Raw genomic sequence first — 15,642 nt, forward strand, 5'->3', positions numbered from 1 at the left:
CAGGTAAAAGGGGCTGCACTCCCCTCCGAGTGCAGCCCCTCTTACCGGCTTGTGACTACTTCGGTCAGGCCTCGGAACCGGCCTTGCGGCGGCGTACGACGAACATCGCACCGGCACCGAGCGCGACGGCCGCGCCGCCCGCCAGGGCGAACATCGGCATCGCGGACGAAGAACCGGTCTCGGCGAGGCTGCCGGTCACCGGGATCTCCTTGGCGCCGCCCTGCGGCTCCGTGACGTTGCCGGGCTTCTTGTCGGGCGTGGTGGGCTTGGGCTTGCCCGGGTTCTCGTTCTCGCTGCCGGGCGCGAGGACGGTGAACTCCCAGAACGCCATCGACTGGTGGTAGCACTCCTCTTCGGCGTCGAGGTAGCCGCCGAAGCCGAGGGCGAAGCTGTCGCCGGCCGGGGCCTTCGCGTCGATGTTCACGCGGAGCTTGAGGTCGACGACGTCCTGCGGGCCGAGCTCGGTCTTGCCCATGAACTCTTCGCTGAACGACGACCAGGTCTTGCTGTTCTCGTCGAAGAACTGGAGCTGGGCGTACGAGCTCAGCCAGTCGTTCTCGTTCCCGCTCTCCGAGTAGTTGTCGACGAACGCCGCCCAGTGGACCTCACCGAGCGCCGCGTCGGAGGTGTTGGACGCGGTCATCGTGAAGTTGTGCCAGCCGCTGCCCGCGACGATCTTGCCGGGGAGGCCGGAGATCTGCAGGTCCAGGGCGGAGTCGAAGTCGACGATGTCGCCGTTCTCGTCCTCGCCGAGGTCCGGCTCGCAGAGCTCGTCCGTGGGGTCCGTCGGGTCGGTCGGGTCCGTCGGGTCCTCGTCCTCGCCGGGATCCGTGGCCGGGTCCTCGTCCGAGGGGTCCTCGTCCGTCGGGTCCGTGGCAGGGTCCTCGTCGGCCGGGTCGGTGGCCGGGTCCGTCTCGTCCGTCGGGTCCTCGTCGGCGGGGTCGGTCTCGTCCGCCGGGTCGGTCGTGTCGGCCGGGTCTTCGTCGGCGGGGTCGGTGGTGTCCGCCGGGTCCGTGGTGTCGGCCGGGTCGGTCTCGTCGGCCGGGTCGGTGGTGTCGGCCGGGTCGGTCGCGTCCGCCGGGTCCGTGGCGTCCGACGGGTCGGTGGCCGTGTCCGGGTCCGTGTCGGCGTCGGGGTCGGTCGCCGTGTCCGGCGTGCTGGTGCTGGTGTCGGTCGAGGGGTCACCGTCGGCGTAGGCGACCGGCGCCGCGAGGAAAGCGGCGGGAGCCATGACGGCCGTCGCGGCCGCAATGGCCATGGCACGGCGAAGCTTCATGTAGACCTCAGAAAGTCTGGCGTACCGCGCACGAGGCGGTACGAGATGTGAGAGCCCGCCGTGGTGTGGGGGTGCACGGGTGGCCGTTGGTACGCATGGATGACCTGTGACCGGCGTAAAGGGTTGCGCGCACTCTCATGAATTTCTCATATGTCGTACGTCACACCGCGCCTCAATGCGAAGGGCCCCACGGACCGGAGTCCGCGGGGCCCCTGGCCGTCAGCACCGACGTCAGGGCAGCGCCGGTGCCGAGGGGCGGCGCCGGGGGGTTGCGCCGCTGGCTCGTGCGGTGGAGCAGGTGCAGTGGTGCGGTAGGCGGAGCACGTGGTCCGGGTGGTGCGCCGGTCGCCGACCCGGCGCACAGGGGGCGCTCGAGTGGTGTCGACCAATGGCAGTCGCGGTGCGGCGTGCGGGTGGGCCTGTCTCTGCATCGTGCCGACCGGCCGCGGCCTGCGCAACAGTTTCGACCACATCTGCAGGCGGCTGCAGGCGGCTGAAGGAGCCGCGGCCGACCGGTTCCGGGCGTCCCCGGAACCGGCCGCCCTACGTGACCGGGCCGCTGTCCCCTGCGGACCGGTCACACGCGCCGGGGCGAGGTCCCACGACGCACCTGCGGTGCACCGCACGCCCCGGCGTAGCCACGCGTGGTTCTTTCCTGCGAGACCGCCCCTGGCTGGCGCGGACACCGGGACCAACGAAGCCCTCGGGACCCGGTCACGCGCCGTACGGGTGAGGACGTGCCCGAACTCAGATGCGGTCAGATGCGGCCGCGGCACAGCTCCAGCATCGTCATGGCGAGCGCCGTGCCGGGCTTGCCGAGCGCGTCCCTGTAGTGGGCGAGGACCTCCATCTCGCGGGACAGGTTCACGCGGCGCCCGCCCGAGGTGATCCGGGCCTCCTGGATGACGGCCGAAACGGCCATCCGTTCCTGGATCAGACCGATGATCCGGTCGTCGAGCGAGTCGATGCGCTCGCGGGCGTTGCCGATGAGATCGGCCGCCTCGTCGGTGCGGGCGCCGGTCTTCTCAGTGGCAGTGGGGATGCTCATGTCCGTAACTCCTGAAGTGAAGGGGTACGGCACCCCAGGCGGCGACCCGGCCCGGAAAAGACAGAACGCCCCGGGCCTTGTCGGCCCGGGGCGCCTGCGAAGTCGCTTGTCAGTTGCTCAAGCAGCTCGGCCTATGGCACCGGTCGGACCGGGTGCCATAGGTAAAGAGGAAGCTCAGCTGCTTGTGCATGGCGCCCAGTATGGCCCGGTCCCTCCGGTCGGCCAATTCCGGGTTCGGATGGTGAGACAAGGGGAATGCGGCGCCGCCGTTAGAATCGACAACAACGACTCCCCTTCACCGCCGGAAGGCCGCCCCGTGCCAGCAGTGCCCCCCGCCGCCCCCGACGCCGTCCTCGTTGTCGACTTCGGCGCGCAGTACGCCCAGCTCATCGCCCGCCGTGTCCGTGAGGCCCGGGTCTACAGCGAGATCGTCCCGAGCACCATGCCGGTGGCGGAGATGCTGGCCAAGAACCCCAAGGCGATCATCCTCTCCGGTGGTCCGTCCTCCGTGTACGCCGAGGGCGCCCCGACCCTCGACCGTGAGATCTTCGAGTCCGGGGTCCCCGTCTTCGGCATGTGCTACGGCTTCCAGCTGATGGCCACGACGCTCGGCGGCACCGTCGACGACAACGGTGCGCGCGAGTACGGGCGTACCCCTCTCGCCGTCTCCAAGACCGGCTCCACGCTGTTCGAGGGCACCCCCACCGAGCAGTCGGTGTGGATGTCGCACGGCGACGCCTGCTCGGCGGCGCCCGAGGGCTTCACCGTCACCGCGTCCACGGACGTCGTGCCGGTCGCCGCCTTCGAGAACGACGAGAAGAAGCTGTACGGCGTGCAGTACCACCCCGAGGTGATGCACTCCACGCACGGCCAGCAGGTCCTGGAGCACTTCCTCTACCGGGGCGCGGGCATCGAGCCCGACTGGACCACGCACAACGTCGTCGAGGAGCAGATCGCCGCGATCCGCGCGCAGGTCGGCACCAAGCGCGCCATCTGCGGCCTGTCCGGCGGCGTGGACTCGGCGGTCGCGGCAGCGCTCGTGCAGAAGGCCATCGGCGACCAGCTGACCTGCGTGTACGTCGACCACGGTCTGATGCGCAAGGGCGAGACCGAGCAGGTCGAGAAGGACTTCGTCGCGGCGACCGGCATCCAGCTGAAGGTCGTCGACGCGCAGGAGCGCTTCCTGAGCGCGCTCGCCGGGGTCTCCGACCCCGAGGAGAAGCGGAAGATCATCGGCCGCGAGTTCATCCGCGTCTTCGAGCAGGCCCAGGCGGAGATCGTCGCCGAGGCCGGCGCGGAGGGCGAGGACGTCGCGTTCCTCGTGCAGGGCACGCTCTACCCGGACGTGGTCGAGTCCGGCGGCGGCACCGGCACCGCGAACATCAAGTCCCACCACAACGTGGGCGGCCTCCCCGAGGACCTGGAGTTCGAGCTCGTCGAGCCGCTGCGCCAGCTCTTCAAGGACGAGGTCCGGATGGTCGGCCAGGAGCTCGGCCTCCCGGAGGAGATCGTCCAGCGCCAGCCGTTCCCCGGCCCCGGCCTCGGTATCCGTATCGTCGGCGAGGTCACGAAGGAGCGCCTCGACCTGCTGCGCGAGGCCGATGCGATCGCCCGCGAGGAACTGACGGCGGCCGGTCTGGACCGCGACATCTGGCAGTGCCCGGTCGTGCTGCTCGCGGACGTACGGTCCGTCGGCGTCCAGGGTGACGGCCGGACGTACGGCCACCCGATCGTGCTGCGCCCGGTCTCGTCCGAGGACGCGATGACGGCGGACTGGACGCGGATGCCGTACGACGTACTGGCGAAGATCTCGACCCGCATCACGAACGAGGTCGCGGACGTGAACCGGGTGGTGCTCGATGTGACGTCGAAGCCGCCGGGCACGATCGAGTGGGAGTAGTCCCCGCTCAGCCCCCTTCAACGCCGACGCCGTCGCTCATTCGTTTGAGCGGCGGCGTTGTCGTTCCCATTGGGTGCGCCGACTTTGCACGCGAGACTCCGTCGCATGCGAGACGGTCCCGTTCGACATCGACATCGACCTCACCGCGATCAACCGCGGTCGGCCTGCCGGCGACTGATCACGCACACCTCTGTTCACCTCCGGTACCACGCGGTAGCTTCCGGCGCATGACTGAGACGCCCACGCCCGTGCCCGTCGAGCAGCTGGCCTTCGCGATGCCGCCCACCCATGCGACCGCCGCCGAGGAACGCCGGTACCGCAAGGAACGGCTGGCCGCGGCGCTCAGGCTGTTCGGGCGGTACGGGTACGAGGAAGGCGTCTCGGGGCACATCACCGCGCGCGACCCGCAGTACCCCGACTGCTTCTGGGTGAATCCCTTCGGTCTCGCCTTCGCGGACATGACCGTGAGCGATCTGATCCTCGTCAACGGGGAGGGCCAGGTCGTCGAAGGCAGCCGCCACGTCAACCAGGCGGCCTTCATGGTCCACGCCCAGGTGCACCGGGCCAGGCCGGACGTCGTGGCCGTCGCGCACACCCACTCCGTCCACGGCCGGGCCCTGTCCGCGCTCGGCGAGCTGCTCGACCCGATCACCCAGGAAGCCTGTGCCTTCTACGAGGATCACGCTCTGTACGACGCGTACACCAGAGTGTCCGTGGACGAGGAGGAAGGGCGGTGGATCGCCGGTGCGCTGGGCGCTCACAAGGCTGTCATCCTGCGCAATCACGGGCTGCTGACTGTCGGGGACTCGGTGGACGCGGCGGCCTGGTGGTTCATCTCGATGGAGCGCTCCTGTCAGGTGCAGCTCGCGGCGCGGGCGGCGGGCAGGCCCGTGCTGATCGACCACAAGGACGCGGTCGCCACCCGCGAGCAGCTCGGAAGTGATCTTGTCGCGTGGATCAACCACCAGCCGCTGTGGCGGCAGATCAGCCGCGCAGAGCCCGAGCTGCTGGTGTAGCTCGTACGGCTGGTTGCGCGCGGTCTGCTCTTCGTACGGCACAATTTCCGGACAGCGTGGGGGAGTTCTCTTCAACGGGTTCGAAAGACAAGGGCGGCGTTTTCCGTGGCGGTGCAAGAGGCGAGACAGAGCACGCACAGTGGTGGCTGCATGTGCGGTGACTGCCCGCACGGTGCGCGTGAGGGACACCGTCGCGCGGTGGCGGAATTCCTTGCCAAGCGGGACGGCCTGGCCACCGGCCAGGGGCTGCCCGCCGCCGTCGCGCACTCCACCGGTGCCTCGCGCCAGTGGGTGTCCGACGAGCTGACCCAGTCCGCCCGCGCGGTCGCCGAGCGCAGCCGCGAGGCGGGCGAGGCGTGGCTGCAATTGGTGTGGCGGAGCACGCTGTTCGTGGTGTGGGGCGGGGTGATCGTGCTCGTACTCGCGCAGGCGTTCACCGCCATCGGCGCCGGATGGACGACCGCGCGTACGGCGGGGATGCTGGCCGGGCTCATCACCGCCGCCCTGCTGACCGTCGCGGCACGCGTGCACCGGGCGCGCGGCGGGCTCCTCGCGCCGGTCATCGGTGAAGACAACCGGCTGTCCACCTCGCGGGCCGTCGCCGCGGCCTGGGTGCTGCTCGTCGTCTTCGCGGTGCTGGTCATCGCGATCCAGCTGGCCGGCGCGTCCGACCACGCCGACCGTGACGCGCTCATCGCGGGCCTCGAACTCGCCCGTGGCGTCGGCATGGTGACCGTCCTCGCGCTGACCTGCGGAATCGCCGTCCTCGTACGCCACGTGGTGACCGTACGCATCCTCGCGCAGCGCCTCCAGAAGGTACGGGCCGACCGCCCCCGCGCAGCCGACCTCCTCACCGACGACGCGGGCCGGGGCAGCTTCGCCGACGTCCAGTACGTCCTGGTGAGCGCGGTCGCCGTCGTCTTCGCGGCGGTGCGGCTGGCCCGGCGCCCCGAGCAGCTGCCCGACCTGCCGTGGGGCCTCGCCCTGCTGGTGGCCGTGTCGGCGGCGACGTACTTCGCGGGCAAGTACGCGGAGGGCGGGCGTCCGGTCATCCTCTCCGTCGTACGGGCCAGGGAGGCGGGCGATCTGGACGCGCCCATCCGTACCGGCGACGACATCGAGATCCGGGGCGCGGGATTCGTACCGCCGGGCGCGCAGACGCCCGACCGGCTGGCCAGGTTGGTCGTACGGATCGGCACGGTGCACGTCCATGTGCCGCTGATTCCGGTGTCGGGCGGCTTCTCCAACCCGACGGACACGGTGCTGACGGTGCCTGTGCCGGTTGAGGTCGAGCCCGGGCGGGTCGACGTACAGGTGATCACTGCGGCGGGTACGGAGACCGATCGGGTGACGATCGACGTCACTGACTGAGCCCGACTTGCGCCTGACTTGAACCCGGCTCGATCCCGGCTCGAACCCGAATTGATCGCTACTTGAGCCCGACCGGTGCGGCATACGTATGCCTCTTCGAGGGGCGCGGGGAAAATCAGCCCCGCGCCGCAAGGGCGTTTGGGAGAGGCGGACCACCATGGCTCACGGCGGCTATTCGACCGGCGGCATCATGACGGACATGGACGAGGGCCCCCGCGGGCCCGGCGGCTGGAAGGCGACCGCGAGCCGGTACGCACTGCTGCCGCTGCGGGTCTTCCTCGGTGTCACCTTCATCTACGCGGGCCTGGACAAGATCACCGACGACGTCTTCCTCTCCGCGAGCGGCACCGGCTCGATCGGCGAGATGATGAACGCGGTACGCGACAGCGCGGCGATCCCGGAGATGGTCGACCTGGCCCTGAAGAACCCGGAGGGGTTCGGCCTCGCCATCGGGGCCGGTGAAATCGCCGTCGGCCTCGGCACATTGATCGGCCTGCTCGCACGGCTCGCCGCGCTCGGCGGGGCGCTGATCTCGCTGAGCCTGTGGCTGACCGTGAGCTGGCAGACCGAGCCGTACTACTACGGGAACGACCTGGCCTACCTGATGGCGTGGCTGCCGCTGCTGCTGGCGGGTGCGTCCGTGCTGTCCGTCGACGCCGCCCTGGCGGCGCGACGGCGCAGGCCGTAACTGACCCAGGTCGCCGCGCCCGCGAGCAGCAGCCCGAAGCAGACCGCCGGAAGCGCCACGTAGGACGGGGTCTGCCAGGCGCCCGCGGCGTCACCGAGGTACGCGCCGGCCGTGCCCGCCATCACCAGGCCGATGATCAGCTTGCCGGGACGGAACTCGTGCCGGAAGCGGGAGCGTCGCCGCTCAGGACTGGTGCTGTGGTTCTCGCTGCTGTCGTTCTCACCGTGCGGCACGGGTCACCTCCACCTGTCCTACGCCTACTTCCAGGTGCAGCTCAAGCGTCCCGGCGGGCTTGGTGCCCTTGTCCATCGGGGCCTTGAGTGTCTTCTGCGTGTCCACACCGGTCCGGATGTCGATGTCTCCAGCGTCTTGCCGCTTCTCCCCGGGCAGCTGTACGTCGCCCAGGCCCACGTCGATGTCCGTCTCCACGGTCGCGCCCCTCGGTACGACGACCTTGGCCTGCCCGGCGCCCACCTGCACCCGGGTGGTGACCGTCCCGTCGGGCGGGATGCGTACGCCGCTGAGGTCGAGCGTGCCGATGCCGGACCCGAGTTCGTACACCGGCTGCACGGACGCGGCCGTCGTGGGCTTCCAGTCCGTACGCATCCAGTCCGTCGTGATCTCCTTCGGCAGCGCGGCCGACCCGGCCAGCAGCGCCGCCGTGACCACGGTGAGCAGGATCGTGCCGAGTCCCGTACGCCCGAGGAAGGCGCTGACCGCTATGCCGAGGCCGAAGACGGTGAGCGCGCAGGAGAGGCCGATCTGGAGGCTCGTACCGAACGGCTGGGCGTCCCACGACAGCCCGGTGCCGAGCCCGCCCGCGAGCACGGCCAGCAGGAACACCCGGCCGCCGATGCCGCGCGGCCCGCGCGTCGCCGGGTCGCGGCGCGGCTGCTGCGGCGGGCGGCCCGGCTGCGGGGACGGACCCGTGGCCGGAGGCGGTACGTCGTCCACGGCCGCGCCCTCGGGGCCCCACAGGTAACCGATGCCGACCGGGCCCGTCGTGCCGTCCTTGATGATCGGGTCCCGCCACCACGAGGGGGCGCCCGGAACGGGCGGCGCCTGCGTCTCGGGCGGCGCGACCGCCACGGCCTGTGCGGCCACCGGGTCGAGCGGGCCGGTCTCGGGGTCGGCGTGGCGGCGGCGCTGGGACCAGTACGTGGCGCCGGTGAGGGCGATCGACAGCATCACGGCGAAGCCGAGGACGCTGCCGTTGTTCAGCATCGACAGGAACAGGCCGCAGCCCACCAGGGCGAACAGCACGGCGACAAGTGTGGCCCCGTCGACGCGGCCCGTCAGCAGCCGGCGGGCCTCGTTCTCGTCCTCGCCGTCGAGCGGGATGAACAGCCAGGCGAAGCCGTAGAAGATCAGGCCGATGCCGCCGGTCACGGCCAGGACGCCGAGCCCGATACGGAAAATCACCGGGTCGAGGTCGAAATGCCGGCCGAGTCCGCCGCACACGCCGCCCACGACCTTCTGCCGCTTCATGCGGCGCAGCGGCGGCTGACCCGGGCCCGGTTCGGCGTCGGCGCCCACCGGGGCGGCCTGCTGCGCATCTGTCATGGGTCCATGGTGACGGGCGGTTCGGCGCGGTGGGACCATCGGCGACCCTGGACCATCCCTGATTTCGACCCCGAGAGGGCTTTTCGGCACGTGGCGCGGGATACGTAAGGGACACGTAGGGGGCCGACCCTGATGCCCCTGCCTACCCGTACATGTGACTATCGGGACATGCCAGTCGCCACGCCCCGCCGGGCCACCAGCTCCCGCGCCCCCGAGCCGGAGGAGCCGCAGCCGCGCAAGCTGTACCGCAGCGCCGAAGGGCGGATGCTGGGCGGCGTGGCGCGCGGGCTCGCCGGGCATCTCGGGCTGCCGGTGGTGTGGGTACGGATCGTCTTCCTGGCGCTCTTCCTCGCGGACGGCATGGGCGCGTTGCTGTACGCCGTCTTCTGGTTCGTCGTCCCACTGGGCGTGGGCGGCGTCGACGCGCCGCGATCGGTCTTCGAGACCACGCTCGACGGGCGCCGCAGGCTGCGTAAACCCGACAAGGGCCAGGTCTTCGCGCTCTTCGCACTGCTCGTCGGCGCCGTCACCTTCGTCAGCAACGTCGAGGTGGGCGGCAATGCCGGACGGTACATCTGGCCGACGCTGCTGATCGGCCTCGGCGTGGTCCTCGTCTGGCGCCAGGCGGACAACGCGCGCCGCGCCCACTGGATGGAGACCGGCCGCCGCCGCCGGATGCTGCAGATCGCGCGCGGCATGGCGGGCGTCGCCCTGGTCGGCATGGGCCTGACCGCGTTCCTGGTGGTACGCGGCTCCGCGGCGCAACTGGGCAACGTACTGACGGCGGCGCTCGCGGTGCTCGTGGGCATCGCACTGCTGGCGGGCCCCTGGCTCGTACGCATGACCCAGGACCTCTCCGAGGAACGCCTGATGCGCATCCGCGCCCAGGAACGCGCCGAGGTCGCCGCCCACGTGCACGACTCCGTCCTCCACACCCTCACCCTGATCCAGCGCAACGCGGAGGATGTGGGCGAAGTGCGCCGCCTGGCCCGCGCGCAGGAACGCGAGCTCCGCAACTGGCTGTACAAGCCCGAGGGCAACGGCAAGGAGGAGTCGGAGGAGCCCGCCACCCTCGCGGAGGCGGTGAAGCGCTCCGCCGCCGAGGTCGAGGACAAGCACGGCGTACCGCTGGAGGTCGTGGTCGTCGGCGACTGCCCCCTCGACGACAAACTGGGCGCCCAGATGCAGGCCGCACGCGAGGCGATGGTCAACGCCGCCAAGTACGGTGGCGAGGGCGGAGCGGTGCAGGTCTACGCGGAGGTCGAGGGCCGGACGGTCTTCGTCTCCGTACGGGACCGGGGACCCGGGTTCGATCTGGATTCGGTGCCTGGCGACCGTATGGGCGTACGAGAATCAATCATCGGCCGTATGCGGCGCAACGGCGGTACGGCGAGGCTGCGTTCCGCGCCCGACGGGGGCACGGAAGTCGAGCTGGAGATGGAGAGGGCGGCGGACGCATGACCGAGGCAACCGAGGCAACCGGGGACAGCGTGGAACGCAGGGTACGAGTGGTGCTGGTGGACGATCACCGGATGTTCCGCACGGGCGTGCAGGCGGAGATCGGCCAGACCGAGACGACGGGCGTCGAGGTCGTCGGCGAGGCCGCCGACGTCGACCAGGCGGTCACCGTCATCACGGCGACCCGCCCCGAGGTCGTCCTGCTCGACGTGCACCTCCCGGGCGGCGGTGGCGTCGAAGTCCTGCGCCGCTGCGCGCCGATGATGGGGGCGGCGGAGAACGCGGTGCGCTTCCTGGCACTGTCGGTGTCGGACGCGGCGGAGGACGTGATCGGCGTGATCCGGGGCGGGGCGCGCGGCTACGTGACGAAGACGATCACGGGTGCGGACCTGGTGGACTCCATCTTCCGCGTCCAGGACGGCGACGCGGTCTTCTCGCCGCGCCTCGCGGGCTTCGTACTCGACGCGTTCGCGTCGACGGACGCGCCGCCGGTGGACGAGGACCTGGACCGGCTGACGCAGCGGGAGAGGGAGGTGCTGCGGCTGATCGCGCGGGGTTACGCGTACAAGGAGATCGCGAAGCAGCTCTTCATCTCGGTGAAGACGGTCGAGTCGCATGTGTCCGCGGTCCTGCGCAAGCTGCAGCTGTCGAACAGGCACGAGCTGACGCGCTGGGCGACGGCCCGCCGCCTGGTCTGACGTACTGCCCTATTGCGGCTGATTACGGGCATCCATCAGGGCGAAGCCGAGGAGGTTGAGCCCGCGCCAGGTGGATGCCGATGCGGCCCGTTCGTCGTCGGCCGCGAGGCCGATGCCCCAGACCCGGTCGAGGGGGCTGGCTTCGACCAGGACGCGGTTGCGGGTGGCGCCGAGGTACTCACGCAGGGCGTCGTGCCGGCCGAACTTGGCGATGTTGCCGCGTACGACGATGCCGTAGCGGTGCTCGCGCCACGTCTTCTCGTCGAAGTTGCGGATCTGGCGGCCCAGGGCTTTTGCCTCGGCGGGATGCTTGGCGTCGAGAACCTTGGCGGCGGTTGCGGGATCGTCGAACAGCCACGCCTTGTGAGCCATCATGTAGTGCTCGGCGGAGCGGTAGGTGTGGCCGTCCTCGACGAAGTCCACGGGCCACCACTGGCTGAGACAGCCGGGACCGGCGGCGGCGCCGCGGGTGGGCCGGTGGCCCCAGAAGTAGAGATAGCGGAGGGGCCGTTCGGTGCTCTGTTCTGCTGCGATGGCCTCCTCTACGGACATGGGGAGCGCGGTGTGCCGGTCGTTCAACATTGACGCACCGTTACATACGGGTGCCGACAGCCTCAAGCGAATTGACCTCGAACCACACCGTTTTACCGATCCCGCACACACGCGGCTCCGCTGCAGCAGTCGCACCCAGTACGGCAGCCGCGGCCATCCGCCTCGGCCTGCGGCGGCGCCGGCACCGCGGCGGCGGGGGCGGGGGCGTGAGGCGCGCAGCAGGCCTTGCCCTGCCACGCGTCCCTCCCCTCCTTGACCGCCACCGCTGCGATCGCGAGCGCGGCGATCGGGTCGGCCCATGACCAGCCCAGGGTGGCGTTGAGTACCAGGCCGACCAGCAGTACGGCCGACAAGTACGTACACAGCAGGGTCTGTTTGGAGTCGGCTACCGCCGACGCCGAGCCGAGTTCGCGCCCCGCCTTGCGCTGGGCGGCCGACAGGACCGGCATGACCGCCAGCGACAGGGCGGCGAGCACGATGCCGGGGACGGAACGCTCCGCCTCGCCGGTGCCGGCCAGCGCCCGTACGACGTCGAACGTGACGTAGGCGGCCAGCGCGAAGAACGACACGGCGATGATCCGCAGCGTGGTCTTCTCCCGCGCCTCGCGCACGGCGTGCTCGCGGGCGGAGAACTGCCAGGCGACCGCCGCGGCGGAGGAGACCTCGACGACCGAGTCCAGGCCGAAGCCGACCAGCGCGGTGGAGGAGGCGAGCGTCCCCGCCGTGATGGCCACGGCCGCCTCGACGACGTTGTAGGCGATGGTGGCGGCAACCAGCATCCGTACACGGCGAGTGAGCGCATCGAGGCGGGCCGGCGCCGGGCCGGTGGATGTCTCCGCGCTCATGTCAGCAGCAGCCCTTTTCGTCGGCGTCGGCGCACGTACGGTCGGTCTCCACCGCCACCACAGCGGTGCGCAGGTCGTCCAGCGCGTGACCGAGGCGGGGGTCGGCCAGCTCGTAGCGGGTGCGACGGCCCACGGGCACGGCGATGACCAGGCCGCAGTCGCGCAGGCAGGCCAGGTGGTTCGACAGCCGGGTACGGGAGATCCCGAGCGCCTCGGCAAGGTCGGACGGATGGGCGGGCGCCTGGCGCAGGGCGAGCAGCAGCCGGCAGCGGATCGGGTCGGCGAGCGCGCGGCCGAACCGCACCAGCACCTCGACGTCGGAAGCGAGAGTCAGCACATCCACGACAGTACATGGATTACTGAATTCATAGAAGCCTGGATTCTCGCCATCTCTAATCTCTACCGCCTCCTGACCAAAGCCTTGGCATGATGCTCCGATGGAAGATCATGAGAGAACCGAGCCTCCCCTGGTGGCCGACGAGCGCGCCTCGCTGACCGGTTTCCTCCAATATCAGCGCGAGACTCTCGCCATGAAATGCGCCGGGCTGACCACCGGGCAGCTCAAGGAGAAGGCCATTCCTCCCTCCGGGCTGTCGCTGCTCGGGCTGGTCCGGCACATGGCCGAGGTCGAGCGGGGCTGGTTCCGGAACACGCTGAACGGCGAGGGAAGCAAGGCCCATTGGCCGGGTGGGAAGCCCGGCGAGTTCGCCGAGTTCGACATCGAATCCGCCGATCCCGACGAAGCGTTCAGGATCTGGCACGAGGAGTGCGCGCGTTCCCGCGCCATCGTGGACGCCGCCGAATCCCTTGACGCCACCGGGAGTTACCGCGACGAGGTGTTCTCGCTGCGCTACATCCTCACCCACATGATCGAGGAGTACGCGAGGCACAACGGCCATGCGGATCTGCTCCGGGAGCGCATCGATGGAACCACCGGTGAGTAGATCAGCCTCTGGCCAGTGAGTCAGACCCAATACGCACCCCATACGCATCAGCCGTACCAACTCCCAGGAGCACACGTGAAGATCACCGCCACCGCCATATCGCTGACCGTCGACGACGTACCCGCCTCGGTCGGCTTCCTCACCACCCACTTCGGCTTCCAGGAGGCCATGGCTGCCGACGGCTTCGCTTCGCTCACGCGGGAGGACGCGGTGAACGTGATCTTCCTGAAGCGGGGGATCGAGGTGCTGCCCGAGGGGTTCCGGGATCAGCACGCGGCCGGGGTGATCGTCGCGTTCACCGTCGACGACCTTCCGGCGGAGTACGAGCGGCTCAAGGGCGCGGGCGTCGACATCAGCATGGAGCTGCGTGAAGAGCCGTGGGGCGAGCGCCTTTTCCAGGTCACCGACCCCAACAGCGTGATCATCCAGCTCGTCGACTGGGTCACTCCCGCCGGGGAGTGACCCGCGTACCGCCCCGGGCCCGCCTACGCCGGCCGCGTCGCCCCCGCGTACGGCATCTCGTCGATCGGCGCGACGCGGACCGGGGCGCCGGGGCGGGGGGCGTGGATCATCTGGCCGTCGCCGATGTAGAGGCCTACGTGGGTGATGCCGGAGTAGAAGAAGACCAGGTCACCGGGGGCGAGTTGGGAGCGGGGGATGCGCTGCCCGGCGTTGATCTGGGTGTACGTCGTACGGGGGAGGGCGACGCCCGCCGCCTGCCAGGCGGCCTGCGTGAGGCCCGAGCAGTCGAAGGCCGAGGGGCCCGTAGCGCCCCAGACGTAGGGTTTGCCGATGGCTCCGTAGGCGAACGAAATCGCTTCTGAGGCCCGGGCGTTCGGGGCCTGGACCGGACCCGCGCCGCGTGCGGCGGCGCGGTCGGCGCGGGGGACGGCGGTGGAGTTGCCGTGGCCGTCCTCGGCGGCGTACTGCGCGCGCTGAGCCGCGGTCAGCCGGGACAGGAGGTCCTCGGCGGCGCCGATCTTGTCCTGGATCTTCGCCTTGCTCTTCCTCAGCACCGCCTGGTGGGACTTGAGTTCTTCGAGGCGGTCGTCCGCCTCACCGCGCAGCCTGCTGATCTCGCCGAGCTGCCGGCGGATCCCCGTGACGGCCGCGGACTGCCGGTCACCGGCCCGGTCGGCGATCGAGGCGCGCTCCAGGTACTGGTCCGGGTCGGAACTCAGCGCGACCTGCACGGCCGGGTCGATGGCGCCCGTCCGGTACTGGGCGGTGGCGAGCGAACCGAGCGCGTTGCGCGAGGCATTGAGCCGGTCGGTCCTGCGGGCGGCTTCGTCGCGCAGCTCGTCCAGCGACTCGCGGGCCTCGCCCGCCTTCTCCTTCGCGCCGTTGTACTTCTCGGTGGCGACCTCGGCGTCGTGGTAGAGCCGGTCGACCTTGGCCTTCACCTGAGCGGGGGTGAGGGCGGGCTCCGCGTGTCCGGCACCCTCGAAGGCGGTGGCGCTCGCGGCTCCGGCGAGGGCGAGGGTAGCGGCGGTGCGGGCGGTGCTGCCGGTGAGCGTGCGCTGCTTGGGCTTTCGGTGCGCGGCCACGAGGGCGTCCACGTCCTTCCGTCCTGTACGTCGTCCGTTCGCGTCCGGCGGCGGTCCGCCACAGGGGGAGCGGGCCGCCGCCGGACTTTCGGCGGTAGGCGGCCGACTGCCGCTCCGGGGAGGGGCGGCGGTGGGGAGCCGGTCACCTGGGAGGGACGCTAAACCGGAGGTCACGGGAGAGTGACGGAATAGCCGACAGTGACTGAATTAGGTGATGTGGTGATCGTGAGTGACAAGTGGACTCACGGGGGAGCGGGGTGTTCCCGTACTTCCGTGACCGATGTGGCGAATGAGGGGTACCTGGGCGCCGGGTGCTGCTAGGGCCATGGCTAGGCTCCGGCCCATGGACGTACTGATCAATGTCTTCGTCGGCCTGCACATCATCGGAATCGCCTCGCTGCTCGGCGGCTTCCTGACCCAGATGAAGGCCATGGGCGCGGGCACGGCCCGCTTCACCCCGGCGATGCTGCACGGCGCGGTGACGATGCTGGTCACGGGCGTGGCGCTGGTGGGGCTCAACCAGGCGGACGACCAGACGGTGAACAACCTCAAGATCGGGATCAAGCTGGCGATCCTCGTGGTGATCCTGGGCCTGGTGTACGTCAAGCGGGACGACGAGAAGATCGAGAAGGCGCTCTTCGGCGCGGTCGGCGGACTGACCGTCGCCAACATCTTCATCGCGGTGCTCTGGACCTGAGCCGACCGGGGGGCGGAGTGCCTGCGGGTGGCTCAGGTC

At 70.3% G+C, this 15,642-nt stretch carries 17 protein-coding genes; 9 read left to right on the forward strand and 8 right to left on the reverse strand.

Going from position 1 to position 15,642, the window contains the following annotated elements; translation table 11 throughout:
- Positions 1-64: 64 nt before the first annotated feature.
- Positions 65-1,276, reverse strand: coding sequence for an LAETG motif-containing sortase-dependent surface protein (locus J7I98_RS14805; protein WP_251020645.1), 1,212 nt, complete (start codon positions 1,274-1,276; stop codon positions 65-67).
- A 757-nt stretch (positions 1,277-2,033) separates the two neighbouring features.
- Positions 2,034-2,324 carry a chorismate mutase gene (locus tag J7I98_RS14810; RefSeq protein ID WP_214921148.1) on the reverse strand — a complete coding sequence of 97 codons (291 nt, stop codon included), beginning with the start codon at positions 2,322-2,324 and terminating at the stop codon, positions 2,034-2,036.
- A 316-nt stretch (positions 2,325-2,640) separates the two neighbouring features.
- On the opposite strand from J7I98_RS14810, the gene guaA reads away from it, so the two are divergent.
- The 4 genes from guaA (at position 2,641) to J7I98_RS14830 (ending at position 7,299) form a co-directional block, all read left to right on the forward strand.
- On the forward strand, positions 2,641-4,224 hold the full coding sequence (gene guaA / locus J7I98_RS14815) for a glutamine-hydrolyzing GMP synthase (protein ID WP_214921149.1): 1,584 nt from the start codon (positions 2,641-2,643) through the stop codon (positions 4,222-4,224).
- A 227-nt stretch (positions 4,225-4,451) separates the two neighbouring features.
- Positions 4,452-5,240, forward strand: coding sequence for a class II aldolase/adducin family protein (locus J7I98_RS14820; RefSeq protein ID WP_214921150.1), 789 nt, complete (start codon positions 4,452-4,454; stop codon positions 5,238-5,240).
- 105 nt (positions 5,241-5,345) lie between these two features.
- Positions 5,346-6,611: a hypothetical protein gene (locus tag J7I98_RS14825; RefSeq protein WP_214921151.1), complete on the forward strand. Its 1,266-nt coding sequence runs from the start codon at positions 5,346-5,348 to the stop codon at positions 6,609-6,611.
- A gap of 190 nt (positions 6,612-6,801) precedes the next feature.
- On the forward strand, positions 6,802-7,299 hold the full coding sequence (locus tag J7I98_RS14830; RefSeq protein ID WP_214921305.1) for a DoxX family protein: 498 nt from the start codon (positions 6,802-6,804) through the stop codon (positions 7,297-7,299).
- On the opposite strand, the gene J7I98_RS14835 is transcribed toward J7I98_RS14830, so the two are convergent.
- Together J7I98_RS14835 and J7I98_RS14840 are read right to left on the reverse strand one after the other, a co-directional pair.
- Positions 7,209-7,532, reverse strand: coding sequence for a hypothetical protein (locus tag J7I98_RS14835; protein WP_308377770.1), 324 nt, complete (start codon positions 7,530-7,532; stop codon positions 7,209-7,211). The two genes, J7I98_RS14830 and J7I98_RS14835, sit on opposite strands and share 91 nt — an antisense overlap.
- A complete protein-coding gene (locus J7I98_RS14840) occupies positions 7,519-8,862 on the reverse strand; it encodes a PspC domain-containing protein (RefSeq protein ID WP_214921152.1) in 1,344 nt (447 codons plus the stop codon). The genes J7I98_RS14835 and J7I98_RS14840 overlap by 14 nt, the downstream gene beginning before the upstream one ends.
- Positions 8,863-9,030: 168 nt before the next feature.
- Here J7I98_RS14840 and J7I98_RS14845 point away from each other — a divergent pair, with 168 nt between their 5' ends.
- Complete coding sequence (locus J7I98_RS14845) at positions 9,031-10,323, forward strand: ATP-binding protein (RefSeq protein ID WP_214921153.1); 1,293 nt, start codon at positions 9,031-9,033, stop codon at positions 10,321-10,323.
- On the forward strand, positions 10,320-11,018 hold the full coding sequence (locus J7I98_RS14850; protein ID WP_214921154.1) for a response regulator transcription factor: 699 nt from the start codon (positions 10,320-10,322) through the stop codon (positions 11,016-11,018). Before J7I98_RS14845 ends, J7I98_RS14850 begins: the two co-directional genes overlap by 4 nt.
- Positions 11,019-11,027: 9 nt before the next feature.
- Here J7I98_RS14850 and J7I98_RS14855 read toward each other — a convergent pair whose 3' ends face one another.
- The 3 genes from J7I98_RS14855 to J7I98_RS14865 form a co-directional block, all read right to left on the reverse strand.
- Positions 11,028-11,600: an NADAR family protein gene (locus J7I98_RS14855; RefSeq protein WP_214921155.1), complete on the reverse strand. Its 573-nt coding sequence runs from the start codon at positions 11,598-11,600 to the stop codon at positions 11,028-11,030.
- Between the two features lie 62 nt (positions 11,601-11,662).
- Positions 11,663-12,415, reverse strand: coding sequence for a cation transporter (locus tag J7I98_RS14860; protein WP_214921156.1), 753 nt, complete (start codon positions 12,413-12,415; stop codon positions 11,663-11,665).
- Between the two features lies 1 nt (position 12,416).
- Positions 12,417-12,752, reverse strand: coding sequence for a helix-turn-helix transcriptional regulator (locus J7I98_RS14865; RefSeq protein ID WP_214921157.1), 336 nt, complete (start codon positions 12,750-12,752; stop codon positions 12,417-12,419).
- A 100-nt stretch (positions 12,753-12,852) separates the two neighbouring features.
- Here J7I98_RS14865 and J7I98_RS14870 point away from each other — a divergent pair, with 100 nt between their 5' ends.
- Together J7I98_RS14870 and J7I98_RS14875 are read left to right on the forward strand one after the other, a co-directional pair.
- Positions 12,853-13,359, forward strand: coding sequence for a DinB family protein (locus tag J7I98_RS14870; RefSeq protein WP_214921158.1), 507 nt, complete (start codon positions 12,853-12,855; stop codon positions 13,357-13,359).
- Positions 13,360-13,434: 75 nt separating this feature from the next.
- A complete protein-coding gene (locus J7I98_RS14875; protein WP_214921159.1) occupies positions 13,435-13,821 on the forward strand; it encodes a VOC family protein in 387 nt (128 codons plus the stop codon).
- A 23-nt stretch (positions 13,822-13,844) separates the two neighbouring features.
- Here J7I98_RS14875 and J7I98_RS14880 read toward each other — a convergent pair whose 3' ends face one another.
- Positions 13,845-14,918, reverse strand: a complete 1,074-nt coding sequence (locus J7I98_RS14880; protein ID WP_308377771.1) for an NlpC/P60 family protein — start codon at positions 14,916-14,918, stop codon at positions 13,845-13,847.
- 331 nt (positions 14,919-15,249) lie between these two features.
- On the opposite strand from J7I98_RS14880, the gene J7I98_RS14885 reads away from it, so the two are divergent.
- Positions 15,250-15,603, forward strand: a complete 354-nt coding sequence (locus J7I98_RS14885) for a hypothetical protein (protein ID WP_214921160.1) — start codon at positions 15,250-15,252, stop codon at positions 15,601-15,603.
- The last annotated feature ends 39 nt before the right edge of the window (positions 15,604-15,642 follow it).

It is taken from the genome of Streptomyces sp. ISL-98, assembly GCF_018614055.1.
In the GTDB taxonomy this organism is placed as follows: Bacteria; Actinomycetota; Actinomycetes; order Streptomycetales; family Streptomycetaceae; genus Streptomyces; species Streptomyces spiramyceticus.